Raw genomic sequence first — 26,545 nt, forward strand, 5'->3', positions numbered from 1 at the left:
GATCATGAAGTTGTTTGCCATCGGTGCCGGCGTGCCGTGACAACGACCTCATGATCAACGGGGTGGGCGAGGGGGTCAGTAGGATCGGGGTGTGCGGGTTCTTCTTCTTGGTGGTGGGGGGCGGGAGCATGCGCTCGCGCTGGGCCTCGCCGGCGATCCGTCCGTCGAGCAGCTGATCGCGGCGCCCGGTAATCCCGGCATCGCCTCGGTCGCCGAGCTGCGGGCGGTGGATCCCTGCGATCCGGCGGCCGTCGCCGCGCTGGCGGTGGAGACCGGGGTCGACCTGGTGGTGATCGGGCCGGAGGCGCCGCTGGTCGCCGGGGTCGCCGACGCCGTACGCGCCAAGGGGATCCCCGCGTTCGGGCCGTCCGCCGAGGCCGCCCGGCTGGAGGGCTCGAAGGCGTTCGCCAAGGACGTGATGACCGCCGCCGGCGTGCCGACCGCCCGCGCGTACACCTGCACGGATGCGGAGAGCGCGGCGCGGGCGCTGGACGAGTTCGGCGCGCCGTACGTGGTGAAGAACGACGGGCTCGCCGCCGGCAAGGGTGTCGTCGTGACGAACGACCGCGCCGCCGCGCTCCGGCACGCCGAGGAGTGCGGCCGGGTCGTCGTGGAGGAATACCTGGCCGGCCCGGAGGTCTCCCTCTTCGTGGTCACCGACGGTGAGGCGGCGGTGCCGCTGCTGCCGGCGCAGGACTTCAAGCGGGTCGGCGACGGCGACACCGGCCCGAACACCGGCGGCATGGGGGCGTACGCGCCGCTGCCCTGGGCGCCGGCCGGCCTGGTCGACGAGGTCATGCGCGACGTCGTCCACCCGACCCTGGCCGAGATGGCCCGCCGGGGCACCCCGTTCGCGGGCCTGCTCTACGTCGGGCTGGCGATCACCGCCGACGGCCCCCGGGTGATCGAGTTCAACGCCCGCTTCGGCGACCCGGAGACGCAGGTGGTGCTCGCGCTGCTGGAGACCCCGCTCGCCGGGCTGCTGCACGCCGCCGCCACCGGCACGCTGGCCGGGCACCCGCCGCTGCGGTGGCGCGACGGGGCAGCCGTCACGGTCGTGGTCGCCGCCGAGGGTTACCCGGCCGCCCCGCGCAGCGGCGACGTGATCACCGGTGCCGAGGTTCCGGGCGTCATCCACGCCGGCACCCGCCGGGCCGACGACGGGGCGCTGCTCTCCTCCGGCGGCCGGGTGCTCTGCGCCACCGCCACCGGCGCCGACCTGGCCGCCGCCCGGGACGCCGCGTACGCGCTGGTGGCCGGCGTGGAGCTGGCCGGCTCGCACCACCGCACCGACATCGCCGCCGCCGCCGTCGAGGGCCGGATCACGATTCCGGGCTGACCGGGCAACCCCCGCCGCCGTCGCCTCCGTTTGACCGGTGAGGCGAGGAGGTGGCGGGATTGCCTGCCGACATCGAGGGCTACCGCGAGTACGTCGGGGCCCGGCTGGAGCCGCTGCGCCGTACGGCGTACCTGCTCTGCGGTGACTGGCACACGGCCGACGACCTGGTGTCGACGGCGCTGGTCAAGCTGCTGCGGCACTGGCGGCGGGTGTCCGCGATGGACAACCCCGACGCCTACGTCCGGCGGACCCTGCTGCGGGTCTGGCTGGACGAACGGCGCCGGCCGTGGCGGCGTGAGGCCGCCTGGGCCGAGGTCCCGGACGCCCCCGCGCGGTCCGCGACCGAAGGTGCCGCCGACCGGCTGACCATCCTCGCCCTGCTGGCCGAGTTGCCGCCGCGCCGCCGCGCGGTCCTGGTGCTGCGCTACTTCTGCGACCTGTCCGTCGAGGAGACCGCCCGGGAACTCGGCTGCACCACCGGCACCGTCAAGAGCCAGTCGGCGCGGGCGATCGAGGCGCTGCGGGGCCGCCTCGTCGGTGCGCCGGCCCGAGCCCAGGAGGCAGGCACCGATGGATGAACTCTCCCGGCAGATGCGCACGGCGGTGGCCTCGCCGCCACCGACCCGGATCGACGTGGACCGGCTGATCGCCGACGACCGGCAGCGCCGCCGCCACCGGGCCTGGGCGCTGGCGGGCGCCGGGGCCGCCGTCGCGGTCGCGGCGGTCGCGGTGGCACCGGCGCTGCTCGCCGGCCCCGCCGCCGGCCCGGGCGGCCTCACCCTGCCGCCGGCCGCCGCGGGATCCGCCGAGCCGTCGCTCTGCCCGATCGCCGAGCCGGAGCCCAGCGGCCCGCCGGCGCCGCAGCAGTCGTACGACACGGTGCGCGACCGGCCGACCGAGCGCCCCGACGCCGGCGTGGCCCGGCTGACCCAGGCCCTGCGCCCGGCGCTGGCGGCCGTCGTGCCGGCGGGGTTGACGGTCGAGGGAACGATCCCGGGCTGCGACCGGGTCCAGTTCACCTACGAGAAGAGCCACTGGAATTACTACGCCCGCGCCCAACTGGTCCGGGACGGCCAGACCGACAACCTGACCGTGAGGCTGGTCCCGACAACTGCCGACGAGCCCCGGGGTTGTGCGTCCGCTCCCAGTGCCGGTGCCTGCACGAGCACCCGCCTGCCGGACGGCAGCACCCTGACCACCAGCATCTCCACCCCTGGCGACGAGGGTGCGGAGCAGCGCCGGGTGCTGGTGCAGCGGGCGGACGGCACCTCCGTGACCGTGACGACGGACAACTTCCGCACTGTCGTGGACGAGTCGGACGGGACCCCGACGAGGGAGTTCGGGCCGCCGCCGGTGCTCAGCGTGGCGCAGTTGACCGAGATCGCCACCACGCCCGGGCTGACGCTCTACCCCTGATCCGGCGGGTCCCGGTGCGCCGAGGGCGCCCACTGCTCGCCGAGCGGGAGGGGACCCTCGACCCGGCCCGACGTGCCGCCGGGCGGGGCGGGCGGGTGGCGGGGCGGCTCGTCCAGTGCCCGCAGTACCGGCAGCGGCGCGGCGACCAGCGCCGCCACCAGCAGCGCCCCGGCGAGCAGCAGGAAGGCCGGGCGCAGCCCGAGCCACTCCACCAACGGCCCGGCGAGCAGATAGCCCGCCGGGCCGGCGGCGTACGTGAAGGAGGTCATCACCCCGACCACCCGGCCGCGCAGCCGCTCCGGGGTGCGGGTCTGCATGGCGTAGTTGGCGAGCGGGTTGACCGGCCCGTACGCGAGCCCGATGACGGCGGCGAAGCCGAGCATGGCCGGGTACGGCGGCAACGCGGCGAGTCCGACCAGGGCCGCCCCGGTGACCACGAGGGCGACCACCATCAGGGTGCGTCGGCGGATCCGCCGTCCCGCCGTGCCGGAGGCGAGGGCCCCGACCACCGATCCGGCGCTCATCGCCATCAGGATCGCGCCGAGCCGGGCCGGTTCGCCCTGGGCGACGAACCACGCCGGCAGCAGCACGCCCTCGACCGGCAGGTAGAGCGCGACCAGCACCATCGTGATCAGTGCGATGGTCCGCAGCAGCCGGTCCCGCCAGACGAACCGCAGTCCCTCGGCGGTGCCGTGCCACAGGCCGGCCGGCGGGCGTTCCGGGCGGCCGGCCCCGGGCAGCCGGACGGCGGCGACCAGCCCGACGGCCAGCGCGAAACCGGCGGCGGTGACCCATAGCGTCGAGCCCGGACCGATCGCGGCGATGAGCACGCCGCCGACCCCGGGCCCGATCAGGAAGGCGAGGCCCCAGACCGCCTCGTGCACCCCGTTGGCCCGTTCGATCCGCCACCCGGCGGCCTGCGCGGCGGCCGGCAGCAGCGTCTCGCGGGCGGTCAGCCCGGCCGGGTCGAAGACGGCCCCGAGTGCGGCCAGCGCCACGATCCAGCCGACGTTCAACCCGAGCAGGGCGTCCACCACCGGGATCGCGGCGACCGAGACGGCGGAGAGCGCGTCGGAGACCAGGGCCGTACGCCGCCGGCCGAGCAGGTCCACGACGGTGCCGGAGACGAGGCTGGACAGCAGCAGCGGCAGCGCGGTGGCCGCCGCGACCAGGCCGGCCGCGGTGGCGCTGCCGGTGCGTTCCAGCACCAGCCACGGCAGGGCCACGGTGGACACCCCGTTGCCGATGCCGGAGAGCAGCGTCGCCGCCTCGACCAGCAGCAGTGGCGTACGGCGGCGGGGCCCGGAGCTGATCATGGTGCTGTCAGCCTAGAGGCCGCCGTCGGCGGTGCGTACCGGAAAACGGCCGAGCGGGAGGGAGCGCCGACGCCGACCGACCATGTCCGCAACCCGCCCGCCCCCCGACCCGGCCCGACGTGCCGCCGGGGCAGCGGTCAGCCGTAGTAGCGGCGCAGTTCGCGGGTGAGCACCTTGCCGGTGGCGTTGCGGGGGAGGTACTTCACGAAGACGACGTCGCGGGGCACGGAGAAGCGGGCCAGGTAGTGCCGGACGTACTCGCGGACCGCCTCCGGGTCGAGCGTCTCGCCGGGGTGCAGGGCGAGGAACGCGGCGAGCCGTTGCCCGTACCCGGGGTCGGGTACGCCGATCACGGCGGTCTCCCGCACCTGCGGCAGCCGGGCGATCAGGTCCTCCACCTCGGAGGGGAAGACGTTCTCCCCGCCGGAGACGATCATGTCGTCCGCCCGGCCGTCGACGAAGAGCAGCCCGTCGGGGTCGAGCCGGCCCAGGTCGCCGGTGTCGAGCAGGCCGTCCCGGCGCTCCCGGCTGGCCCCGGAGGTGTAGCCCTCGAAGAGCATCTCGTTGCCGACGAAGATCCGGCCGACGCGACCGTCCGGCACCGGCCCGCCGGCCGCGTCGAGGATCGCCAGTCGGGTGCCGTGCGGCCGGCGGCCGGCGGTGGTGGGCGCGGCGCGCAGGTCGGCGGGGTCGGCGATGGAGGCCCAGGAGACCTCGGTGGAGCCGTAGAGGTTGTAGAGCACGTCGCCGTAGACGTCCATGAACCGTGGCGCGAGGCCGCCGGGCAGCGCGGAGCCGCTGACCGCGACCACCTTCAGCGGGGGCCGCGGGTCCGGCGGCGGCACCTCCAGCAGCCGCTGCACCATCACCGGTACGGCGAAGAGCGCGTCGCAGCGCTGCTCGACCAGGGCGGCCAGCGTGGCGGCCGGGTCGAAGCGGCGGTGCAGCACGACGGTGGCGCGCAGCGCGAAGGCCACCTGGAGAGCGGCGTACCCCCAGGTGTGGAAGAGCGGCGCGGCGATCATCACCCGGTCCCGGGCGTGCAGCGGGATGCGGTCGATGATCGAGACGAGCGGCCCGAAGCCGTTCGGCATGGGGCGCCGGGCGCCCTTCGGGGCGCCGGTGGTGCCGGAGGTGAGCACGATGATCCGGCCGTCGCGCTCCGGCGGGCGCAGCTCGCCGGGGAGCGCGCCGACCACCAGCTCCTCCCGGGCGCGCTCGTCGAGCCGGTGCACCTCGGCGGGGATGCCGAGGAGCCGCTCGGCGAACTCGCTGTCGTGCACCAGCACCCGCAGCCGCTGCTCCTCCGCCACGGCGGCGAGCTGCGCGGCGGAGAGCCCGGTGTTGACGAGCACCGCGTCCGCGCCGAGCAGGATGGCGGCGACGACCGTCTCGATCAGCCCGTGGTGGTTGCGGCAGAGCACGCCGACCCGGTCCCCGGGCTGCACGCCGAACGCCGCCCGCGTCGCCCGGGCCAGCCGCTCGGCCCGGTCCAGCAGCTCGGCGTACGTCAGTTCGGCGCCCCGCTCGTCGACCACCGCCGCCCGGTCGGGGTCGCGGGCGGCGGCCTGGCGCAGCTCGCCGGCGAGGCTCCAGCCCCACTTGCGTAGCGCGCCGAGCTGGGCGGCGACGCGGATCGGGCGGCCGGGGGCGAGCAGCCCGCGCCGGGTCAGGGTGGCGACGACGAACGGCAGGTCCACGGAGCGGCCTCCTCGTGCGCTGCGCGGAGGGTCCTCGAATCAGCGGATCTGTACGCCGGAGACGGCCCGGGAGATGACCAGGCGCTGGATCTCCGAGGTGCCCTCGAAGATGGTGTAGATCTTGGCGTCCCGGTACCAGCGCTCGACCGGGTGGTCCCGCAGGAAACCGGCCCCGCCGAGCAGTTGCACGGCCTTCTCGGTCACGGAGACGGCCACCTCGCCGGCCTTCAGCTTGGACATCGAGCCCTCGCCCGCCGTGAAGGGCCGGTTGTTGCGGCCCATCCAGGAGGCCCGCCAGACGAGCAGCCGGGCCGCGTCGATCTCCGTCCTCATGTCGGCCAGCGCGAACGCGACCGCCTGGTTCTCGATGATGGGCCGGCCGAACTGGACCCGGTCCTTCGCGTAGTCCAGCGCGTACTCGTAGGCGGCCCGGGCCACGCCCAGCGCCTGCGCGCCGACCGTGGGCCGGGACAGCTCGAAGGTGCGCATCGCCGCCTGGCCGGAGGCGCGTCGGCCGGAGCGGGCCCGGTCGAGCCGTTCGCGCAGCGCGTCGCGGCCGCCGAGCAGGCAGCGCCCCGGCACGCGTACGTCGTCGAGGAAGACGTCGGCGGTGTGCGACGCGCGCAGGCCAAGCTTGCGCAGCTTGCGGGTCGCGGTCAGCCCGGCGGTGCCCGGCGGTACGACGAACGCCGCCTGCCCCCGGGAACCGAGCGTCGGGTCGACCGAGGCGGTGACGACGTGCACCCCGGCGATCCCGCCGTTCGTGGCGTACGCCTTCTGCCCGCTCAGCACCCACTCGTCGGTGGCCTCGTCGTAGACCGCCCGGGTGCGCATCGCGCCGACGTCGGAGCCGGCCTCGGGCTCGGTGGTGCAGAACGCGGCGACGGCGGGCTCGTCGACGGTGCCGAAGCACTGCGGCACCCACTCCACCATCTGGTCGGGGGTGCCGGTGCCGTAGATGGCGGCCACCGCGAGGGAGGTGCCGAAGATGCCCAGCCCGATGCCGGCGTCACCCCAGAAGAGTTCCTCGCTGGCGATCGGGAGGGAGAGGCCGGTGGGGTCGGCCCAGCAGGTGGCGAGGAACTCGAAGCCGTACAGGCCGACCTTCGCCGCCTCCTGGATGATCGGCCAGGGAGTCTCCTCCCGGGCGTCCCACTCGGCCGCGGCCGGGCGCACGACCTCGGCGGCGAAGCCGTGCACCCAGTCGCGCAGATCCCGCTGTTCCTCGTTCAGGTCGAGCGAGAACTCGGCCATGTCAGGCCTTGGGGATGTCGAACAGGTTGGCGATGTTGGCGGCCAGGCCCAGGTCGCCCTTGGCCTTGAGCTTGCCGGTCATGAACATCATGACGGGGTTGGCCCCACCGGAGACGATCTTCAGGAACTCGACCGGGCCCATGGTGAGGCTCAGCTTCGGGTCGTGCTGCGCGGTCTCGTTGACCGTGCACGCGCCGTCGGCGATGACGACCTCGTAGGTGTCGGTGCCACCGTCGGGGCGGCCGGTGATGTTCCAGTGGATGACCGCGTTGGTCGAGCCCGCCCGGTCGGCGCGGAAGAGCTGCGGCATCCGGCTGAAGACCTCGCCCAGGATCTTGCCGCGCAGGTCGCCGGACATGACCTCGGCGATCTTGTCGTCCGGGGTGGACTTGACCAGCTGGGCGAACTCCTTGGGGCCGACGTTCGCGAAGTTGGCCGGGTCGAAGTCAGTCATGGGTCTGCACCTTCCGGGGGTAGGCTACTCGTGCGTAACCCTACGCACGAGTAGGTATGCTCGCAAGGGTGTCCACCCCACCCACCTTCAAGCGCCTCCCGCGTGCCGTACGCGAGCAGCAGATGCTCGACGCGGCCGTGAAAGTGTTCTCCCGCAGGGGTTTCCACGCGGCCAGCATGGACGAGATCGCCGAGGACGCCGGCATCTCCAAGCCGATGGTCTACGCCTACCTCGGCACCAAGGAGGAGCTTTTCGTCGCCTGCCTGCACCGGGAGGGTGCCCGGATGATGCAGGCCATCGCCGGGGCGGCCGCCCCCGAGTTGTCGGCCGACGAGCGGCTCTGGCGCGGGCTGCGGGCGTTCTTCGGTTTCGTCGGGGCGCACCGGGACGGCTGGGCGGTGCTCTACCGGCAGGCCCGGGGCGAGCAGCCGTTCGCCGGCGAGCTGGCGGGCATGCGCGCCCGGCTGGTCGAGGTGGTCGCCGGGATGCTCGGCCACGCGCTGCGCGCCGAGGGGCGCGAGGTGGGCGAGACCGACCTGGAGGTCGTCGCGTACGCCCTGGTGGGAGCGACCGAGTCGCTGGCCGACTGGCTCGCCGACCATCCGGAGGCGGACCCGGAGAGGACCGCGACGCGGATGATGAACGTCGCGTGGCTCGGCGCCGGCCAACTCCTGCGCGGCGCCACCTGGCGGCCGCCCACCGCCTGACCTTCCACCCGGGGAGACCGACCGACGGGCCCGCCGCCCTCGCGCGGTCCCCACGCCCGGCTGGTGCCGCATCTCGCCACCGCCGCCGACTCCGCCGACGAAGGCCCGGTCGGCGTCGGCGGCCGGGATCCGCCGGTGGGTCACCGTCGCAGCTCCGCCGGCTCCCGGGCGGGCGCGCCGACGGCCGCCCGGCGACGGCCCAGGAGCCAGCGGGTCAGCTCCACCACCAGGGTCACCGTCAGCGCGAGACCGAGCCCGAGCAGCAGCCCGCGGATCGGGTCCTGCTCGAAGGCGAGCCCGCCGAGGTAACCGACCAGCGCCGAGTAGACCCCCCACGAGCCGGCGGCGAGCGCGTCGAAGGCGAGGAAGCGCCGCCGGGGGAAGCGCGTCGCCCCCATGGTCATCGTGACGGCGGTCCGGCCACCGGGGACGTACCGGGCGACGGTGAGGATCAGCCCGCCCCGCACGGCGATCCCGCGCCGCGCCCACTCGTAGGCGGCCCGTCGTCGGCCGCCGTCGGGCAGGCGGGCGAGGAGGCGTCCGCCGCCGTGCCGGCCGATGGCGTACGACACGTGGTCGCCGATCAGCGCGCCGGCCGCCGCGACCGCGATCACCGCCACCAGGTCGGGTTGCCCGGTCGCCGCGAACACGCCGGCGGTGATCACCGCCGTCTCGCTGGGCACCGCCGGGAAGAAGCCGTCGATCACCGCGATCGCGAAGAGCGCCAGGTAGACCCAGGGCGAGGACATCGTCTGGTGGAGCAGGTCGAGCACCGAATCCATGATCTCGATGCTGGTGCCGCCCGATGGCCCTGCCATCGTCCGGTGGTCACCCGGCACCTGCGACTTAAGTCGTGCCCGACCCCGAGGGGGGATCCGGGTCGGGCAGGACCGGCTTCAGGGTCGGGCGCGGACCGGCGTCAGGGGTCGTGCGTCGACGCCTGCCACGGCGTCGGGGGCGAAGACCTCGCGTACGCGGTGATTCCACCCTGGACGGCGCCGAACTCGCGGCCCAGGTCTCCCGCAGCGACCGGCCGGCCGGCACCTCGTCCAGTTGATCAACCTGCACCTGCCGCCGGATGCCTGAGCGGCACGGGCCGCGCGCCGACGGCAACGGCCTCCGCCCGGCCTAGGCTCGGGGCGTGACCTCCCGAGCCGTCGCGCTCCGGCGCACCGTCGAGCGGTACGCCCCCGTGCTGCTCGCCGTCGTCGTCGCGGCCGGGGTCTGGGGGGCGGCGACCGGCTCGCTCGGGGTGCGCTCGCCACTGCCCCGGGTGCTGGTCCTCGCCGTCGCCGTCCCCGCGGGCTGGGCCGCCGCGACGGTACGCGTACGGCGCTGGCCGCTGTTCGTGACGGCCGCCGTCACGTGGCTGCTCCTGGCGGCCTGGCCGGTGGTGGCCGTCGCCTCCTGGCAGGCCGGACTCCGGCTGCGGGACCGGCGGCGGCTCGCCGGCTTCCTCGCCGGTGCCGCCCTGGTGGCGGTGGCGGGCGTGGTGATCGGCGTCGTGGTGGGTGGCGACCGGCGGCTGACCACCGCCACGCCCGCCAACGCGCTGGCGATGTTCGCGTGGACGGTGCTGTTTCCGCTGGTCGTCGGGCTCTGGGTCCGGGCCCGCCGGGACACCCTGACCGCCCTGCGGGACCGGGCCGAGCGGCTGGAGCGCGAGCAGGAGGCGCGGGCGGAGCGCGTCCGGGCCGAGGAGCGGGCCAGGATCGCCCGGGAGATGCACGACGTGGTGGCGCACCGGGTGTCGCTGATGGTGGTGCACGCCGGCGCGCTGGAGGTAACCGCCACCGATCCGGCGACCGTCGACACCGCGACCCTGATCCGGTCCACCGGACGGCAGGCCCTCACCGACCTGCGGGAGGTGCTCGGCGTGCTGCGCCAGCCCACGCCCGCCGGCGAGCCGGCCACCACCGCCGCCGCCGGGCTGGCCGGCGTCGACGACCTGGTCCGGGAGGCCCGCGCCGCCGGGCAGCGGATCGACCGGCAGGACGAGGGGACGCCCCGGCCCGTTCCCGCCACCGTCGGCCGGACCGGGTACCGGGTGGTCCAGGAGGCGCTGACGAACGTCCGCAAGCACGCGCCGGGCGCGGACACCACCGTCCGGCTGCGGTACCTCCCGGGCGGGTTGGAGATCAGCGTCCGCACCGGCCCGTCGGCGGGCGGCCCAGCCCGGCCGGGAGTGGACGGTCGGCCGGTGGGCGGTGCGGCCCGGCCGGGTGCGGACGGTCGGCCGGTGGGCGGTGCGGCCCTGCCCGGAGCGGGACTCGGGCTGATCGGCCTCCGGGAGCGGGTGGAACTGCTGGGTGGGCGGCTGGAGGCCGGCCCCCGCGACGGCGGCTTCCTGGTCCGGGCGTTGATCCCGGTGGAGGAGGCGACATGATCCGGGTCCTGGTGGTCGACGACGAGCAGCTGGTCCGTGCCGGGCTGCGGCTGATCCTGGAGGCGGCACCCGACCTCACCGTGGTCGGCGAGGCGGCCGACGGCGCGGCGGCGCTGGCCGAGACCCGCCGGTTGCGTCCCGACGTGGTGTTGCTGGACGTCCGGATGCCGGGCACCGACGGGCTGACCGCCGCCCCGCAGGTGGTCGCCACCGGGGCGAAGGTCGTCATGCTGACCACCTTCGACCGAGACGAGTACGTGCACCGGGCGCTGCGGGCGGGCGCGGTCGGCTTCCTGCTGAAGGACACGCCGCCCCGGGAACTCGCCGCCGCCGTGCGGACCGTGGCCGCCGGAAACGCCATGCTGGCCCCGACGGTCACCCGGCGGCTGATCGACTCCTTCGCCGAGCGCGGCCCGGCCCGGCGGGACGCCGCGCGGCAGCGGCTGGGCCACCTCACGGACCGGGAGTTGGAGATCGTCCGGGAGGTGGGCCGGGGGTTGGGCAACGCCGACATCGCCCGCCGGTTGACGATGAGCGAGGCGACGGTCAAGACGCACGTGAGCAGGGCCCTCGCGAAGCTCCAGCTCGCCAACCGGGTGCAGCTCGCGATCCTGGTCCACGACGCCGACCTCCTCTGATGGCCCGGCCACGACGTCGCCGCGCCTACCTGGCCACGACGCCGCCGCCTGCCCGGGTTGGCGTCCTCGGCGCCTGTCCGGCCACGGCGTCGCTGCCGCCTGCCCCGCCACGGCGTCGCCGCCGCCTGCCCCGCCACGACGTCCGGTCGTCCCGGTGCCCGGTGCCCGGTGTCTCGTTCCCGGCCACGACGGGACGAAGGGTCCGCCGTCCCCGGCTCCCGCACCGGTGGAACGTCATGGTTGCCTCCCGCCCGCCGTGACAGCCATGTTGTTCCACTCGTCGGCCGCGCCGTGATGGAACAGCCCGTCGATAGGCGGCGGCGAGCGGTGGGCGCGGCGGCGAGCGGCGAGCGGCGGGCGGTGAGCGGTGGGCGCGGCGGCGGGCGGTGAGCGGTGGCCGTGGCGGCGAGCGGTGGGCGCGGCGGCGGCGCGCGGGGTGGTCGGCGCGTGGGGCTGGGCCCGGACGGACGTGGGCGGGCCAGAGGTGGGGTGGGGCGCGGGGCCGGGTCAGTGGGGGGTGCGGCGGTGGGCGCGGTGGCGAAGCCGGCGGACGGACTCCAGCACCAGCGTCACCGCCACCGACATGCCCACCGCGGCCAGGATGCCTCTGACCGGGTCGCGTTCGAAGGCCAGCCCGCCGAAGTAGCCGAGCAGGGCGGAGTAGAGCGCCCAGCTCACCGCCGCGATCGAGTCGAACAGCAGGAACGAGCGGAGCGGGTAGCGGACCGCGCCCATGGTGAGGGTCACCGCCGTGCGACCACCGGGGATGTACCGGGCGGTGGTGAGGATCAGCCCGCCGCGCCGGTGCACCGCCTGGCGGGCCCACTCCGAACCGGCCCGCCGCCGACTGTCCTCGGGAAACCGGGCGAGCCGGTGCGCGCCGCCGCCGCGCCCGATGGCGTACGAGATGTGGTCGCCGACGCAGGCGCCGAATGCGGCGGCGACGATCACCGCCACCAGGTTGGGGCTGCCGTCGGTGGCGAGTACGGCGGCGGTGATCACGGCGGTCTCGCCGGGCACCGCGGGGAAGAACGCGTCGACCGCGGTGAGCCCGAACAGCAGCAGGTACACCCACGGGGAGCTGACCAGCTGCCGGAGCAGGTCGAGCGCGGACTCCATGCCCCCATGCTGGCGGGGCACGGCGCGCCGGGTGGCCGAGTCGCCGGATCACCCCGCTCGACGACGCGTTCAAGATCCGCGAGCGGCGGCACGCTCACCCGCCGCCGGCCGCGATCACCGCGTCAGGCGGTGGCGACCAGGGCCGGCGGGGCGAGCAGCGGACCGTGCGGGACCTTGTCCCCGGCGGTGGGGCCGTGCGAGGTGAGCACCACCGGGGTGGCCAGTTCCCGGGCCACCGCCGACGGCCAGTCGACGGGCGTTTCGTCGTACACGGGGCGGGAGCGCAGCAGGCGGGCGGTGAGCGCGGACTGCCGGTCCAGGTCGCCGGGCGGGCCCGGGGTGAGCCGGTCGGTGGAGTCGTAGCGGCGGCAGATCCGCAGCCCGGGGCCGGCGAGGTCGAGGTGGGTCAACGCCAGGCCGTCGACGCCTCCGGCCGCGGCGAGGGCGTACCGGTGGGCGACCGCGTCGAAGTGGCCGAACCGGAACCGGCCCTGCCACGGGTTCGTCGGGTTGTGCGGGTCGGTCCACGGCAGGGCCGGGTCCTCGGTCACCAGCGGCCCCGGCCCGTGCCGGGTGGTGGTCACGCGCAGCACCCCGAGCCGCGTCGCCGTGCCCGCCTGGCCCGCCTCGGCGAGCAGGCTGTCGGCGTTGGCGAACGTGGTGGTGCTCCACGTCGTGTACGGGTGGAAGCCGTGCCACTCGTCGAGCAGCACCCCCTGCGCGCCCTCGAAGACGCACGTCCCGGCGCGCAGCGCCCCGGCCAGCCAGCCCCGGTCCACGATCGCCACCCGCCCGGCGAACCCGGTGAACGCGGGCAGGCAGTCCTCGACGGGCGGCGCGTCCAGCGGCCCCAGCTCGGCGGTCAGCCGGTCCCGCAGGGCGGTCAGCCGGCGGCGCAGCAGCGCCGGGGTGCGGCAGTCGGCCACCCGGGGCGCCTCGTCGGGGTGGGCGAGACCGTACGCGACGGCCTCGCCCACCCCCAGCCCGCAGGAGCCGTGCCGGTCGGCTCCCCGGGCGATCTCCCGGGCCCGGTTGGCGGCCCGGTGGTACGGGGTGGCGAGCAGCGCCTCCCCGTCCACGGTCAGCCGGTCGAGCGCGTCGGGCACCCCGACCGAGGCGAGGTGGTCGGCCTCGGCGGCCAGCGCCAGCGGGTCCACCACCACGTGCCGGGACAGGTGCGTACGCACCCCGGGGTGGAAGGTGCCCGCGCCGAACTGGGCGAAGGTGTGGTGCCGCCCGTCGCGCAGCACCACGTTGTGCGCCGCCTGCGCGCCCCCGTTGAAGCGGACCACGGTGTGCACGGGCCGGGTGGCGCAGAGCCAGTCCACGACCGTGCCCTTGCCGGCGTCGCCGTAGCCGAGGTCGACCACCGTCACGTGTCTCACAGCCGGGTGACCCCGCCGTCGGTGTCCCGGAAGGCCGGCAGCGCCGACACCTCGGCGCGCCGCCCCCGGCCGAGCCGGGCCAGCGCCTTCGACACCGTCCCGGTGGCGCCCGAACCGGCCCGGTCGAGGTCGCGCAGGCCCTCGTCCAGGTCGATGGCCTGCTCGCCGAGGCCGATGGTGAGCGCGATGGTCTCGCAGACCGCGTCGAGGTCGTCCAGTACGACGGCGTTCTGCCCGAGCAGGCCCCGCCAGAAGTCGAGCACCTTGGCGTTGCCCGCGTAGTGGCTGCCGGCGGGGAGGAGATAGTAGGTGTCCCAGCGGCGGGTCACCTCGTCGACCACCTGCCGCAGCGGCACGTCCTCGCCCAGGTCGTCGCCGATCAGGCGGGCCACCTCCCGGGCCTTCACCTGCGGGTAGGCCAGCTCGTCGCCGATGATGAACAGGTAGCCGCGTCGGCCGCGCTTCTCCCAGCAGTCGGTGACGGTGTGCCGGGCCATGAAGTACATGGCGAGCTCGTACGACTCGGTCATCTGCCCGCCACCACCGCCCTCCAGCACGATCCGGCCGAGGTCGTCGTCCATCCGGTTGTCCGACTCGAACTGGCCGACCTGCAACGGCACCCGGTCGCAGGTGGCGTCGCCGATCGCGCCGAACATGATCTGCGGGTCGCGGGCGTAGCCCTGCCGCTGGAGCAGTCCGAGCAGCTGCGGCAGCTTGGTCTGGAGGACGCGCGGCACGTTGCGCATCGAGCCGGTCACGTCGAACAGCACGGCGATGGCCGTCGACTGCGGGTGCTCGTCGGAGTCGCGGCTCTCCCGCGTCGCGTCGCGGGGGTCGAGCGCGGGGTGCACCGTGCGCGCCCCGCTGTCGCTGTAGGAGAACGCGCTCTTGCCGGTGGCCCGGCGGTAGCGGTCGGCGGCGTCGTACACGTCGGTGGACCAGATTCCACTGCCCATGGCAGCCTCCTCAGGGGTTCAGGGTGAAGGGTCGGAAGGTGCGCGGCCCGTAGAGCCGGTCCAGCACCTCGTCGAGTTCGCGGAGCAGGCGCCAGGCGTCACCGGGCCGGGCGTTCAGGGCGGGCCGCAGGCAGCCCTGGGCGAAGGCGAGCAGCTCGCGCGGCGCGCGCGGGCCCATCAGCCAGGTCATGCAGCGGGTGGCCATCGCGATGTCGGTGCCCGGCCCGCACGGGCGCTTCGCGACGACCTCGGCCGGATACCAGTCCTCGTGGCCGGGCACGAGCGCCGGGACGGCGCCGCCGTCGACGACGGAGAAGCACCAGTCGACCAGCACCACGCCGTGCCCGTCGGGCTCGATCAGCACGTGTGGCGGCAGCACCGCGCCGTGCACCACGCCCGCCCGGTGGGCCAGGCCGAGCGCGACCAGCAGTCGCCGCCACATCCAGGCCACGTCGCGGGCGTCCAGCCCGTCCGGGTACGCGCGCCGCACCTCGGTGAGGTCGTGCAGGTTGGGCGCGGTGGCGAGCACGGTGATCCGCCGCTCGGCGCCGGTGTCGGCGTCCCGGTGCCGGAACTCCTCGACCAGCCGGGGCACGTAGGGCAGGTAGCGCGGGTCGCCGCGCTCGGCGATGGTGCGCAGGGCGTGCGCCTCGCGGGCCATCAGGTCGTTGTCGGTGGGCCGTCGGGGCAGCTTGAGCAGCCGGTCGGCCCCGACGTCGTAGAGGTCGGCCAGGTCGCCCGAGTAGGCCGGCGTGCCGAGTCGGTAGTCGCCGAGGACGGTGACCTGCCGGGCCCGCCAGCGGGTGGTGACCTGGACGAACGCGTCGGTGGCCTCGGCGCGTACCGCCGGGTCGGGCGGCAGGCGGTCGGGGTGCAGGGCCGCGACCAGCTCGCGGTAGCGCCGGGCCGGCTGGTCCGTGCCGAACAGGTCGGCGTAGGTGCGGGCCGCCGCGACCAGTCGGATCGCCTCGGCGGTCCTCACCGCACCGTCTCCTCGCGGGCGGGGCGCAGCAGCGCCGGGTGCAGCAGCCGGGCGTCGCCGGCCCGGTAGAGCCTGGCGCGGGGGCCGCCCCGGGCCCCGCCGCGCTCGGTGCTGGCGCCGGTGCTCTCCACGAAGCCCGGCACCGAGAGCACCTTGCGGTGGAAGTTGCCGGCGTGCAGCGGGTGCCCCCAGACCGTCTCGTAGACGGCGCGCAGCTCGCTGATGGTGAACTCGGGGGCGAGGAAGCGGGTGGCGAGCGGGGTGTATTCCAGCTTGGACCGGGCCCGCTCCAGCCCGTCGGCGATGATCCGGTCGTGGTCGAAGGCGAGCTGCCGGCTGCTCAGGGCGGTCACCGGCAGCCAGGCCGCCTCGTCGGCGTCGGTGCCGGCGGCCGCGTCCGGGAGGTCGGGCGCGAACGCGAGGTGGGCGACCGAGACGACGCGCATCCGCGGGTCGCGGTCGACGCCGCCGTAGCTGGCCAACTGCTCCAGGTGTACGCGACGCAGCCCCTCGCCGCCGAGCCCGGTCTCCTCGGCCAGCTCCCGCCGGGCGCCAGCGGTGAGGTCCTCGTCGGGGCGGACGAAGCCGCCGGGCAGCGCCCAGTGCCCCGCGAAGGGCGGCTGGCCGCGCCGGATCAGCAGCAGGTGCAGCGCGCCGTCCCGGATGGTCAGTGCCACCACGTCGACGGTCACGGCGACCGACGGGTAGGCCCCGGGGTCGTACCCGGCCAGGAAGTCCTGCTCGTCCACGGGGTCCCTCTCATCTTGAGAACGTCTCGATGTGAGAACAACCTAGCGCATGCGATCGCCCCTGCCAACCCCCGGGCGGCGCGGGCGCGGCGCGGCCGGGGGTCGGCAGGGGCGATCAGCGCACGAGGCCCACCAGATGCGGGCGACCGCGCAGGTCGTGCAGGGCGAACCCGCCGCCCGGCAGCAGGCTGAAGCTCACCGTGCTCGGCAGCGGCACCGGCAGCTTGAAGGCCACCTCGACCGTGTAGGCGTCCGGCAGCCGGTTCTCCAGCGCGGCCAGGCAGCGGGCCTTGCTCCACATCCCGTGCGCGATCGGCCGGGGGAAGCCGAACAGCCGGGCGCCGAGGCGGGAGGTGTGGATCGGGTTGTGGTCGCCGGAGACCCGCGCGTAGTGCGTACCGACGCGGGGGTCGACCCGCCAGTGGGCCGAGCCGGCCGGCGCCGGGGGTCGCTCGCCCCGGTCGCGCCCTCCGTCGCCGCCGGGCCTGCGCTCCCGGCCGAGGTACGTCGAGACGCCGCGCCAGACCTCCTCCCCGCCGACCGAGCCGACCAGCACCACGTCGACCTGCCGCCCCCGGTCGTGCGGGCGCAGGTTCTCCGCGTACGTGGTGAAGTCGAGGGTCTCGTCGGCCGTGACCGGGCGGTGCACGGTGATCCGGTTGCCGACGTGCACCACACCCGTCAGCGGGATGGGGAACTCCGGCGCGGTCATCAGCCGCAGGGCCAACGGAAAGCCCATCACGTGCGGGAACGTGGCGGGCAGCCGGTCGGTGAGCCGGAACCCGCAGACCCGGTCGTAGTCGGCGAGGTGCGTCCGGTCGACGGTGATTCCGCCAACGGCCAGCTCGACCGCCGGGACGCCTGCCGAGCGCCGCCCACCGCCGACGCCGGGCAGCGCGCCGAGCAGCGCCCGCCGGTAGAGCGCCCCGGCCGCCGGCATCCGGGGCAGCTCGAAGCGCTCCCGGGTGACCGTCGCGGCGTGCCCGGTCAGGTTCCGCGTCACCTCGTCGGCCGGGCCGGAGAGGTCGTGCGTCTCCTCGACGCTCAGGTCGTGGCCGGACGGCCCTGGCCGGCGGATCGCCGCCAGCGTCTCCTCCGACAGAGCCTCCGTGGGGCCGTCGATCAGCTCGTGCAGCGACAGGTCGTCGGCCGGGCCCTCCGCCGGTTCCCTCCGCCCGGCCATCACGCCCCCAGCAGGCTCTGGCCGCAGACCCGGACGACGTTGCCGCTGACCGCGCCGGAGGCCGGCCACGCCAGCCAGCCGATGGTCTCGGCGACGTCCACCGGCAGCCCGCCCTGGGACATGCTGTTCATCCGCCGCCCCGCCTCGCGGATCACCAGCGGGATCCGCGCGGTCAGCCGGGTCTCGATGAACCCGGGGGCGACGGCGTTGACGCTGATCTGCCGTTCGCGCAGCGCCGGGGCGAGCGACTCCACCAGCCCGATCACGCCCGCCTTGCTGGTGGCGTAGTTGGTCTGGCCCCGGTTGCCGGCGATGCCGGCGATGGAGGAGACGGAGACGATCCGGCCGCCGGCCGGGATCAGCTCCCGCTCCAGCAGCACGTCGTTGATCCGCTCCTGGCTGGAGAGGTTGACGTCGATGACCGAGTCCCACCGGTCGGCGTCCATCCGGCCGAGGGTCTTGTCGCGGGTGATGCCGGCGTTGTGCACGACCACGTCGACCCGCCCGTGCCGGCCGGCGAGGTGCTCCGCGAGCCGGTTCGGGGCGTCGGGAGCGGTGAGGTCGAGCTGGACGGCGGTGCCGCCGATCTCGTTGGCGACCGCCGCCAGCGCGTCCCCGGCCGCCGGGACGTCCAGCGCGACGACGCGCGCGCCGTCGCGGGCCAGCACCCGGGCCAGCGCCGCGCCGATGCCCCGGGCCGCCCCGGTGACCAGGACGACCTGGCCGTCCAGCGGGCGGTTCCAGTCGGTCGGCGGCTCGGCCCTGCCGGCGCCGACCCGGACCACCTGCCCGGAGACGTACGCGGACCGGCCGGAGAGCAGGAACCGGAGGGTGGCCTCCAGGCTGGTCGACGTGCCGGCGTCGGGCTCCTTCGTGACGTACACGAGCTGGGCGGTGACACCCCGGCCGAACTCCTTGCCGATGCTGCGGGTCAGCCCCTCCAGGGCCCGCTGGGCGGTGGCCTCCCGGGGCGAGCCGCCCTCGGCGGGCGGGGTGCCGAGCACGACCACCCGACCGCTGGGCAGCACCGAGCGGGCGTGCGGGTGGAAGAAGTCGTACAGCTGGCGCAGCCCGGTGGAGTCGGTGATGCCGGTCGCGTCGAAGACCAGGGCGGCGAAGCGCTCGGTGGGCGCCACGGCACCGGGGTCCCGCAGCTCGACCCCGGCGGCGGTCAGGATCTTGCCGACCTGCTCGGCGAGCCGACCCCCGGTCGCGGCACCGAGCAGGACGGGCCCGGGGGCGAGGGGGTCGCCGGGGGTGTGCCGGCGCAGTCGCGGCGGGTCGGGCAGCCCGAGGCGCTTGACCAGCGCGCGACCGGCCCCCGATCGGACGAAGCTCGCGTACCTGTCGGTCATAGGCGTAGCCTACTGGCGAGTAGGTTGAGGGCAAGCCCTTCGAGGAGGCGGGATCGTGCAGAGCATCCGGCGGGTGGCGGTCATCGGCGGCAATCGCATCCCCTTCGCCCGGTCCAACTCGCGGTACGCGAGCGCGTCCAACGCGGACATGCTGGGCGCGGCGCTGGACGGGCTGGTCGCCCGGTTCGGCCTGGCCGGCCAGCGGGTCGGCGAGGTGGTCGCCGGCGCGGTGCTCAAGCACGCCAAGGACTTCAACCTGACCCGCGAGGTGGTGCTCGGCTCGAAGCTCGACCCGCACACCCCCGCCTACGACATCCAGCAGGCCTGCGGCACCGGGCTGGAGGCCGCCATCCTGGTCGCCAACAAGATCGCCCTCGGGCAGATCGACGTCGGCATCGCCGGCGGCGTGGACACCACCTCCGACGCGCCGCTCGCGGTCAACGAGGACATGCGCCGCACGCTGCTCAGGCTGAACAGCGCCCGCACCCTCGGCGAGCGGCTGAGGATCGCCGCGAAGCTGCGCCCCACCCAGCCGTTCCGGCCGGAGATCCCGCGCAACGCCGAGCCGCGTACCGGGCTGTCGATGGGGGAGCACGCCGCCCGCACGGCGCTGCGCTGGCAGGTCGACCGGCAGGCGCAGGACGAGTTGGCGCTGCGCTCGCACCAGCGGCTCGCCGCCGCGTACGACCGGGGGTTCTTCGACGACCTGCTGACGCCCTACCTCGGGCTCACCCGTGACCAGAACCTGCGCGCGGACACCAGCCCGGAGAAGCTCGCGTCGCTGCGGCCGGTCTTCGGCGCGAAGGGCCCGGACGCCGAGCAGGCGACGATGACGGCCGGCAACTCCTCGCCGCTGACCGACGGCGCCTCCACCGTGCTGCTGGCCAGCGAGGAGTGGGCCAGCGAGCACCACCTGCCCGTGCTGGCCTGGTTCTCCTGGTCGGAGACCGCCGCCGTCGACTTCGTACACGGCGACGAGGGGCTGCTGATGGCCCCCGCGTACGCGGTGCCCCGGATGCTGGCCCGGGCCGGGCTGACGCTCCAGGACTTCGACTTCTACGAGATCCACGAGGCGTTCGCCTCGCAGGTGCTGGCCACCCTGGCCGCCTGGGAGTCGCCCGAGTTCTGCAAGGACCGGCTCGGGCTGGACGCCCCCCTCGGCGCGATCGACCGGGAGAGGCTGAACGTCAACGGCTCGTCGCTGGCCGCCGGGCACCCGTTCGCGGCGACGGGCGGCCGGATCGTGGCGACCCTGGCGAAGCTGCTCGCCGAGAAGGGGAGCGGGCGGGGACTGATCTCGATCTGCGCGGCCGGCGGCCAGGGCGTGACGGCGATCCTGGAGCGCTGAGCGCCCGCCCCGCCGGGGTGGACGCTGTGCGGCGCGCGCCGCCGGCCGGCGTGACTGTGCAGATCCGCACCTGGACGCGGTGCCGGTCCGGTGGCCTAACCTGAGTCGCCCCTCGTTCCGCTGTCGACCGGAGGATCCCGCCGGTGTCTGCCAACCCGACGTCCGTGCCCGACCCCGAGGTCCACCCCGCGCCGCCCGTCCCGGCCCCGTTCGGCCCGGCGCCGTCCCGGGGCGTCGGGATCGGCCGGACGGCCCAGGTGGTCACCGGGCTGGTGCTGCTGGTGCCGGCGGCCGTCGCCCTGCTCTGGTCGTACGTGCTCCCGTCGGTCAGCACGCTGGTGGAGAGCTTCCGGCGGGGCAACGGGCTGGGCGGGCCGACCGAGTCCGCCGGCGGCGACAACTACGCGCAGGCGATCGAGCGGGGGTTCCTCGGCGACCTGGGCCACGCGCTGCTCCTCGCCCTCGTGCCGCTGCTGCTCGCGCTGCTCGTCGCCCCGCTGCTCGCGCTCGCCGCACAGCGTGCCGGCCGGGTGCCCCGCCTGGTGACCCGGGCGCTGCTGGCCCTGCCGCTGGCCGCCTACGCCCCGCTCGCCGTGGGGGTGGCGTGGACGATGGACCGGTTCGAGGCCGACCGGGACGCCTGGACGCAGGCACCCACGCTGACCGCCGTACGCGCCGTGGCGCTGCTGACGGCCGGGCTGGTGGTCGCGGTCGGTGCCACCGTCTTCCTCGCCGCGCTGCGCCGTGGCCCCGGCGGCGGCCGCTCCGGCCCGGCGGTCCTGGCCGTCGGCGGCGTGCTCGGGCTGGCCGTCGTCGCGGTGACCGTACAGTCCTGGTCCCTCCAGTGGCCCGTCCTCGGCGGGCGGGAAGACCAGGTCGCCCCCCTGGTGCGGATCGTCCGGGAGAGCGTGACCTGGCTCCAGTTCGGCGTCGGCGCCGCAGGCAACGTGCTGCTGCTCGCCCTGCTGGCCGTGCTCGGCATCCTCGCCGTCGTCCTGCTCCTGGTCACCCGGACGAGGATCGCCTTCACCGGGTGGCGCGACCGCCCGGCCGGTGCCCCGACGGGCACGCCTGCGGGCGCCCCGACAGGCGTCCCGGCCGGTGCGCGCAACCCGGTCGCGCTCGGCCTGCTGGCGGTGGGGCTGCTGGCGTTCCTCGGCGTGCTCGCCTACGTGCTGGCGCCGTGGCTGCGGGCGCTCACCGCCGAGGCGGCGCTCCTGCCCTCCGGCGTCTCCACCGGCCAGGTCCAGGTCAACACCTGGCTGCCGCCGCTGATCCCGGCGGTGGTCGGGGTGGGCGTCGCCGCCCTGGCCGGCTTCGGCATCGGCGGCCTGCGCCCACTGGGCCGGGCCAGTGAGCTGCTCCTGCTGCCGTTCGCGCCCTGGCTCTTCGTCGGCGACGGTCCGCTCGCCATCGCCCATTTCGTCCGGGCCCGGGAGGCCGACCAGCTCAACACCTTCGTCGGGCTGATCCCGCCGGGCTGGCTCTGCATCCCCGCGCTCGTGCTGTTCACCCTGTTCTTCCGGGGCCAGCGGGAACGCTGGGAGGCCGGTGGCGGATTCGGGTCGAGCATGCTCCTGCCCGCCCTGCCGATGCTGGCCGGCGCCGGGCTGCTGAGCTGGCTGGTCGACGCGCAGAGTTGGCTGTGGCCGCAACTGGTCGTCGCGGACGTCCGGCACGCGCCGGCGGCGAACCTGGTCCTCCTGCGGCTCGCGGAGTCCTTCGGCGACCCGGAGGCCACGCGGGGCCTCGTCGCCCAGGTGCTGCCGCTGCCGATGCTGCTGTTGTTCCTGGCCGCGTTCGTGGCGTTGCAACTGCTCTACCTGGACCGGCTCGTGATCGGGGCGGGACCGTCGACGGGGGACGGGCCCCGCTGATCCCGGGACTGTGGCGGGCCCTGACGGGCCGTCCCGCACCTTCGTCCTGAGGGCGGTCGGTCGACCGGTCGCCACGACGCGCGGCATGCCGGGGCGACGACGCTCCACCCACCCCGCCCTGCCGAGAGCCGTGGCACGTCGCGGGTCTTCGGCGAAGGCCCGCGAGAGGGGCGTGCAAGACTGAGGTACGTGACGACGATCCCCAACGTGCTCGCCAACCGGTACGCCTCGCCCGAGCTGGTCGCCCTCTGGTCACCGGAGCAGAAGATCCGGATGGAACGGCAGCTCTGGCTCGCCGTGCTCCGGGCGCAGCGGGACCTCGGCGTGCCCGTCCCGGACGGCGTGGTCGAGGCGTACGAGCGGGTGCTCGACCAGGTCGACCTCGCCTCGATCGCCGAGCGGGAGCGGGTCACCCGGCACGACGTGAAGGCCCGGATCGAGGAGTTCAGCGCGCTCGCCGGGCACGAGCACGTGCACAAGGGGATGACCTCCCGCGACCTCACCGAGAACGTCGAGCAACTCCAGGTGCGGGCCTCGCTGGAGCTGGTCCGGGACCGCGTGGTCGCCACCCTGGCCCGGCTGTCCCGGTTGGCCGTCGAGCACTCGGGCCTCGTCATGACCGGCCGCTCGCACAACGTCGCCGCGCAGGCCACCACGCTCGGGAAGCGCTTCGCGTCGGCCGCGGAGGAGCTGCTGATCGCGTACGAGCGGCTGGACGACCTGATCAACTGGTACCCGCTGCGCGGCATCAAGGGCCCGGTGGGCACCGCCGCCGACCAGTTGGACCTCTTCGACGGCGACGCCGACAAGGTGGCCGAGCTGGAGCGCCGGGTGGCCGAGCACCTCGGCTTCTCCCGGGTGCTCGACAGCGTCGGCCAGGTCTACCCGCGCTCGATCGACCTGGCGGTGCTCTCCGCGTTGGCGCAGATCGCCGCCGCGCCGTCCTCGCTGGCCACGACGATCCGGCTGATGGTGGGCCAGGAGCTGGCGACCGAGGGCTTCAAGCCGGGCCAGGTCGGCTCCAGCGCGATGCCGCACAAGATGAACACCCGGTCCAGCGAGCGGGTCAACGGCTTCGCGGTGATCATCCGGGGCTACCTGTCGATGGTCGGCGAGCTGGCCGGCGACCAGTGGAACGAGGGGGACGTCTCCTGCTCGGTGGTCCGCCGGGTCGCGCTGCCGGACGCGTTCTTCGCCGCCGACGGGCTGTTCCAGACTTTCCTCACCGTGCTGGACGAGTTCGGCGCGTACCCGGCGGTGGTCAACCGGGAGCTGGAGCGCTTCCTGCCGTTCCTGGCCACCACCAAGATCCTGGTGGCGGCGGTCCGGCGCGGCGTCGGGCGCGAGGTCGCCCACGAGGTGATCAAGGAGCACGCGGTCGCCGTCGCGCTCGCCATGCGCGAGAAGGGCGCACCCGAGAACGACCTCTTCGACCGCCTCGCGGCGGACGGCCGCCTGGGCCTGACCCGGGGCGAGATCGACGCGCTCGTCGCCGACCGCACCGCCTTCGTCGGCGCCGCCCCGGCCCAGGTCGAGGCGGTCGCCCGCCGAGTAGCCGCCGTGGTCGAAGCCCACCCCCAGGCCGCCACCTACACCCCACCCCCCATCCTCTAACCCCACCCCCCACCCACACCCAGCGTTGATCATGAAGTTGCCTCGACACGCCGAACGGGCGGGCAACACCGTCATGATCAACGGGGCCCAAGCGGCGGGAGGGTCAGGAGTCGCGGGTGGGGGTTTCGGCCGCGGTGCGGAGGGTGGGGGCGCTCGCCGGCTCGGCGATGCCGCCCGGGGAGTCGGCGAAGGCGGGGTCGTGGGCGGTCTCCGCGGCGACCAGCGGCTGGTCGGGCGGCATGACGTCGGGCACCTTGGGCACCACGATCACCGCCGTGCCGTACGCGCAGATCTCCATCCACATCTCGCCGCAGTCGCGGCTGTCGAAGCGCATGCCCACCACGGCGTTCGCGCCGAGGCGGCGGGCCTCCTCGCCGAGCCGGGCCACCGAGTCGGTACGCCACCGGGTCAGGTTGTCCGGCGCCATCGGGTCGTACGCGCCGCCGCGCAGGTTCTTGACCCCCTCGCGGTACGGGTTCCGCGTCCTGGCCATCGACGACACCACTTCGCCGAGGATCTGGCGGATCTCGTACCCGGGTAGTTGCTCCGTCGTCACGACCAGCACGTTTCCGATGCTGTCAGGGCGACCCCGCACCCGATCGCGAGCCTTGTTCACCTGATCGGATGCTGCAAAACGGCGCGGCGCGGACGGCCGGCGCGTGGCCGGCCATCCGCGCCGTCCGGGCGCTAACCGTCAGACACCGGCCACCGAGGTGATCCAGGCCCGGTTGTACGCGACACTGCCGTAGTTCTGGATGCTGTAGCCGTCGGCGGTCGAGGCGACGCCGACCCGGCGGCCGTTGTAGAACTGCGGGCCGCCCGAGTCGCCCCGCCACGCGTTGCCGTTGACCCGCGTGCTCCGGATCGCCTGGCCGCCGTACGCGTCGGTGGCGCTGTTGCTGGTCACCTGGACGCTCGCGGTCTTCAGCTGGCTGGAGGCGGAGCAGCCGCTGTAGCAGGTCATGCCCCAGCCGTAGATCGAGTTGGTGGAGCCGATCGGCGGGTTGCTGCTGGCCAGCGTGACGTACGAGGTGCTCACCGAGCTGGACAGGCGCATCAGGGCCAGGTCGTAGCGGCTGTAGGTGGCGCTCACCGTGCGGGTGACCCCGCCGGAGGAACGGTAGACGCTGCCGACCCGGACGGACATGCTGCCGCCGAGGCAGTGCCGGGCGGTGAGCACCCACTCCGGCGCGATGATCGTGCCGGAACAGGTGAACGATCCGTTGCTGAACACCGCGGCGGCCCACGGGGCGGACGAGACGGTCCCGCCACCGATGATGGGCTGCGGGCCCGCCGGGGCGGCGAGGGCGCCGGAGCTGGCGCCGAGCAGGCCGGCCGCTGCGGTGGCCAGCACCGCGATCATGGATCGGATGCGCATGGGGGGCTCCTTCGGGGATGGGCCCGGGGTCACCGGGTCGAGCTGTCGGCCGGCGGTCGGGGTGGCCGGCGGCCGGGCACGTCCGATCGACGTACGACGATGTACGGTAGGGCTCCTGAGATGTCGTTCACAAGAGTTTCATCGAATCCCGTCTATGTGATCGCCGGTCGGCCGGTCGGTGGCGGCGGGCGTCCCGGCGGCCGGAGTGGGGCGAAACGGGCTGGTCGGCAACGGAAACGCATCGGGATCGCAACGAACCCGTATCGGTCCGCGGCCTCCGCGCCGGGAATGCCGATCACTGCCTGAACTGCGTCCGGCCGGTGCGTCCAGGGCCGTATCTGCCAGGTAGGCTGGCTGCGCTCGCCCGTTGTGGGTAGGCACCCAACTGCGTACACAGTCAGGAGTGCCCAGTGCCTCGCGTCGTCGTCGACGTCATGCTCAAGCCCGAGATCCTCGATCCGCAGGGCCAGGCCGTCGCAAACGCGCTGCCCCGGCTCGGCGTCAGCGACGTCGCCTCGGTTCGGATCGGCAGGCGGATCGAGATCGAGTTCACCGGTGAACCGGACCTGGACCGGGCCCGGGAGATCGCCGACAAACTGCTCGCCAACCCGGTCATCGAGGACTTCACCGTCCGCCTGGTCGAGGCCGACGAGACCGCGGACGCCCGCTCGTGACCGCCCGGGTCGGTGTGGTCACGTTCCCCGGCTCGCTGGACGACGGGGACGCGGCCCGGGCCGTCCGCATCGCGGGCGCCGAACCGGTCCGTCTCTGGCACGGTGACCCGCGGCTGCACGGGGTGGACGCCGTCGTCCTGCCCGGCGGCTTCTCCTACGGCGACTACCTGCGCTGCGGGGCCATCGCCCGGTTCGCCCCGGTGATGGAGACGATCGTGGACGCCGCCCGGGCCGGCCTGCCGGTGCTCGGCATCTGCAACGGCTTCCAGATCCTCTGCGAGGCCCACCTGCTGCCCGGGGCCCTCACCCGCAACCAGCACCTGCACTTCCGCAACCGGGACCAGGTCCTGCGCATCGAGTCGGTCGGCACCGCGTGGACGAACGCGTTCCAGCCCGGCCAGGAGGTGCTGATCCCGGTCAAGAACGGCGAGGGCTGCTACGTCGCCGACACCGCGACGCTCGACCAGCTCGAAGCCGAGGGCCGGGTGGTCGCCCGCTACGTCGGCGGCAACCCCAACGGGTCGCAGCGCGACATCGCCGCGATCACGAACCCCGCCGGCAACGTGGTCGGCATCATGCCGCACCCCGAGCACGCCGTGGAGGCGCTCACCGGCCCCTCCCTGGACGGCCTCGGCTTCTTCACCTCGGTGCTCAAGCACCTGGTGGGGGCGCCGGCGTGAGCGCGAGGAGTGAGCCGGGTCCGCGAGCCCCGCAG

General features: G+C 74.8%; 24 protein-coding genes and 1 pseudogene. 11 read left to right on the forward strand and 14 right to left on the reverse strand.

Annotated elements, in window-relative coordinates:
- Nucleotides 1-91 precede the first annotated feature (91 nt).
- From purD to AB0L34_RS10595, 3 genes are read left to right on the forward strand one after another with little or no spacing between them, the layout of a single operon-like run.
- Complete coding sequence (gene purD / locus AB0L34_RS10585) at nucleotides 92-1,339, forward strand: phosphoribosylamine--glycine ligase (RefSeq protein WP_363703753.1); 1,248 nt, start codon at nucleotides 92-94, stop codon at nucleotides 1,337-1,339.
- Between the two features lie 50 nt (nucleotides 1,340-1,389).
- A complete protein-coding gene (locus AB0L34_RS10590) occupies nucleotides 1,390-1,917 on the forward strand; it encodes a SigE family RNA polymerase sigma factor (RefSeq protein ID WP_363703755.1) in 528 nt (175 codons plus the stop codon).
- Entirely contained in the window at nucleotides 1,910-2,755 is an 846-nt protein-coding gene (locus AB0L34_RS10595) for a hypothetical protein (protein ID WP_363703757.1), read from the forward strand. The genes AB0L34_RS10590 and AB0L34_RS10595 overlap by 8 nt, the downstream gene beginning before the upstream one ends.
- Here the strand turns inward: AB0L34_RS10595 and AB0L34_RS10600 are convergent.
- The 4 genes from AB0L34_RS10600 to AB0L34_RS10615 form a co-directional block, all read right to left on the reverse strand.
- Nucleotides 2,746-4,071 (reverse strand): MFS transporter, encoded by a 1,326-nt coding sequence (locus AB0L34_RS10600; RefSeq protein ID WP_363703759.1) that lies wholly within the window; start codon nucleotides 4,069-4,071, stop codon nucleotides 2,746-2,748. The genes AB0L34_RS10595 and AB0L34_RS10600 overlap by 10 nt on opposite strands.
- 137 nt (nucleotides 4,072-4,208) lie before the next feature.
- On the reverse strand, nucleotides 4,209-5,771 hold the full coding sequence (locus AB0L34_RS10605) for an AMP-binding protein (RefSeq protein WP_363703761.1): 1,563 nt from the start codon (nucleotides 5,769-5,771) through the stop codon (nucleotides 4,209-4,211).
- Between the two features lie 39 nt (nucleotides 5,772-5,810).
- Complete coding sequence (locus tag AB0L34_RS10610; RefSeq protein WP_363703763.1) at nucleotides 5,811-7,025, reverse strand: acyl-CoA dehydrogenase family protein; 1,215 nt, start codon at nucleotides 7,023-7,025, stop codon at nucleotides 5,811-5,813.
- Nucleotide 7,026: 1 nt separating this feature from the next.
- On the reverse strand, nucleotides 7,027-7,479 hold the full coding sequence (locus AB0L34_RS10615; protein WP_350702168.1) for an SCP2 sterol-binding domain-containing protein: 453 nt from the start codon (nucleotides 7,477-7,479) through the stop codon (nucleotides 7,027-7,029).
- A 68-nt stretch (nucleotides 7,480-7,547) separates the two neighbouring features.
- On the opposite strand from AB0L34_RS10615, the gene AB0L34_RS10620 reads away from it, so the two are divergent.
- Nucleotides 7,548-8,186 carry a TetR/AcrR family transcriptional regulator gene (locus AB0L34_RS10620; protein WP_363703765.1) on the forward strand — a complete coding sequence of 213 codons (639 nt, stop codon included), beginning with the start codon at nucleotides 7,548-7,550 and terminating at the stop codon, nucleotides 8,184-8,186.
- Between the two features lie 140 nt (nucleotides 8,187-8,326).
- On the opposite strand, the gene AB0L34_RS10625 is transcribed toward AB0L34_RS10620, so the two are convergent.
- On the reverse strand, nucleotides 8,327-8,968 hold the full coding sequence (locus AB0L34_RS10625; protein WP_363703807.1) for a DedA family protein: 642 nt from the start codon (nucleotides 8,966-8,968) through the stop codon (nucleotides 8,327-8,329).
- 359 nt (nucleotides 8,969-9,327) lie between these two features.
- On the opposite strand from AB0L34_RS10625, the gene AB0L34_RS10630 reads away from it, so the two are divergent.
- A complete protein-coding gene (locus tag AB0L34_RS10630; RefSeq protein ID WP_363703767.1) occupies nucleotides 9,328-10,572 on the forward strand; it encodes a histidine kinase in 1,245 nt (414 codons plus the stop codon).
- Nucleotides 10,569-11,210, forward strand: coding sequence for a response regulator transcription factor (locus AB0L34_RS10635; RefSeq protein ID WP_357693511.1), 642 nt, complete (start codon nucleotides 10,569-10,571; stop codon nucleotides 11,208-11,210). The genes AB0L34_RS10630 and AB0L34_RS10635 overlap by 4 nt, the downstream gene beginning before the upstream one ends.
- Before the next feature lie 507 nt (nucleotides 11,211-11,717).
- Here AB0L34_RS10635 and AB0L34_RS10640 read toward each other — a convergent pair.
- From AB0L34_RS10640 to AB0L34_RS10670, 7 genes are all read right to left on the reverse strand, one after another.
- Complete coding sequence (locus AB0L34_RS10640) at nucleotides 11,718-12,329, reverse strand: DedA family protein (RefSeq protein WP_363703769.1); 612 nt, start codon at nucleotides 12,327-12,329, stop codon at nucleotides 11,718-11,720.
- A 122-nt stretch (nucleotides 12,330-12,451) separates the two neighbouring features.
- Complete coding sequence (locus tag AB0L34_RS10645) at nucleotides 12,452-13,714, reverse strand: adenylosuccinate synthetase (RefSeq protein ID WP_363703771.1); 1,263 nt, start codon at nucleotides 13,712-13,714, stop codon at nucleotides 12,452-12,454.
- Nucleotides 13,711-14,670, reverse strand: coding sequence for a hypothetical protein (locus AB0L34_RS10650; protein WP_363703773.1), 960 nt, complete (start codon nucleotides 14,668-14,670; stop codon nucleotides 13,711-13,713). The genes AB0L34_RS10645 and AB0L34_RS10650 overlap by 4 nt, the downstream gene beginning before the upstream one ends.
- A 10-nt stretch (nucleotides 14,671-14,680) precedes the next feature.
- On the reverse strand, nucleotides 14,681-15,652 hold the full coding sequence (locus AB0L34_RS10655; protein ID WP_363703775.1) for a serine/threonine protein kinase: 972 nt from the start codon (nucleotides 15,650-15,652) through the stop codon (nucleotides 14,681-14,683).
- A complete protein-coding gene (locus tag AB0L34_RS10660) occupies nucleotides 15,649-16,401 on the reverse strand; it encodes an NUDIX domain-containing protein (protein ID WP_363703777.1) in 753 nt (250 codons plus the stop codon). The genes AB0L34_RS10655 and AB0L34_RS10660 overlap by 4 nt, the downstream gene beginning before the upstream one ends.
- A gap of 115 nt (nucleotides 16,402-16,516) precedes the next feature.
- Nucleotides 16,517-17,341 (reverse strand): MaoC/PaaZ C-terminal domain-containing protein, encoded by an 825-nt coding sequence (locus AB0L34_RS10665; RefSeq protein WP_363703809.1) that lies wholly within the window; start codon nucleotides 17,339-17,341, stop codon nucleotides 16,517-16,519.
- 242 nt (nucleotides 17,342-17,583) lie between these two features.
- Nucleotides 17,584-18,939: a 3-oxoacyl-ACP reductase gene (locus tag AB0L34_RS10670; RefSeq protein WP_363703779.1), complete on the reverse strand. Its 1,356-nt coding sequence runs from the start codon at nucleotides 18,937-18,939 to the stop codon at nucleotides 17,584-17,586.
- 55 nt (nucleotides 18,940-18,994) lie between these two features.
- Between AB0L34_RS10670 and AB0L34_RS10675 the strand changes: the two genes are divergently transcribed.
- The 3 genes from AB0L34_RS10675 (at nucleotide 18,995) to purB (ending at nucleotide 23,778) form a co-directional block, all read left to right on the forward strand.
- A complete protein-coding gene (locus tag AB0L34_RS10675) occupies nucleotides 18,995-20,287 on the forward strand; it encodes an acetyl-CoA C-acetyltransferase (protein ID WP_363703781.1) in 1,293 nt (430 codons plus the stop codon).
- A 143-nt stretch (nucleotides 20,288-20,430) separates the two neighbouring features.
- Nucleotides 20,431-22,164: a sugar ABC transporter permease gene (locus AB0L34_RS10680; protein WP_363703783.1), complete on the forward strand. Its 1,734-nt coding sequence runs from the start codon at nucleotides 20,431-20,433 to the stop codon at nucleotides 22,162-22,164.
- Nucleotides 22,165-22,353: 189 nt separating this feature from the next.
- The gene (gene purB / locus AB0L34_RS10685; RefSeq protein ID WP_363703785.1) at nucleotides 22,354-23,778 is read left to right on the forward strand and encodes an adenylosuccinate lyase; all 1,425 of its coding nucleotides are present in this window, start codon (nucleotides 22,354-22,356) and stop codon (nucleotides 23,776-23,778) included.
- Between the two features lie 103 nt (nucleotides 23,779-23,881).
- Here purB and AB0L34_RS10690 read toward each other — a convergent pair.
- Nucleotides 23,882-24,449 (reverse strand): annotated as a pseudogene (locus AB0L34_RS10690) (YbjQ family protein).
- 23 nt (nucleotides 24,450-24,472) lie between these two features.
- Nucleotides 24,473-25,156 (reverse strand): trypsin-like serine protease, encoded by a 684-nt coding sequence (locus tag AB0L34_RS10695; RefSeq protein ID WP_363703787.1) that lies wholly within the window; start codon nucleotides 25,154-25,156, stop codon nucleotides 24,473-24,475.
- A 410-nt stretch (nucleotides 25,157-25,566) separates the two neighbouring features.
- Here AB0L34_RS10695 and purS point away from each other — a divergent pair, with 410 nt between their 5' ends.
- The gene (purS, locus tag AB0L34_RS10700) at nucleotides 25,567-25,830 is read left to right on the forward strand and encodes a phosphoribosylformylglycinamidine synthase subunit PurS (protein ID WP_030332194.1); all 264 of its coding nucleotides are present in this window, start codon (nucleotides 25,567-25,569) and stop codon (nucleotides 25,828-25,830) included.
- Nucleotides 25,827-26,510, forward strand: a complete 684-nt coding sequence (purQ, locus tag AB0L34_RS10705) for a phosphoribosylformylglycinamidine synthase subunit PurQ (RefSeq protein WP_357449744.1) — start codon at nucleotides 25,827-25,829, stop codon at nucleotides 26,508-26,510. The genes purS and purQ overlap by 4 nt, the downstream gene beginning before the upstream one ends.
- The last annotated feature ends 35 nt before the right edge of the window (nucleotides 26,511-26,545 follow it).

This window comes from Micromonospora sp. NPDC052213 (assembly GCF_040679695.1).
Taxonomy (GTDB): Bacteria; Actinomycetota; Actinomycetes; order Mycobacteriales; family Micromonosporaceae; genus Micromonospora.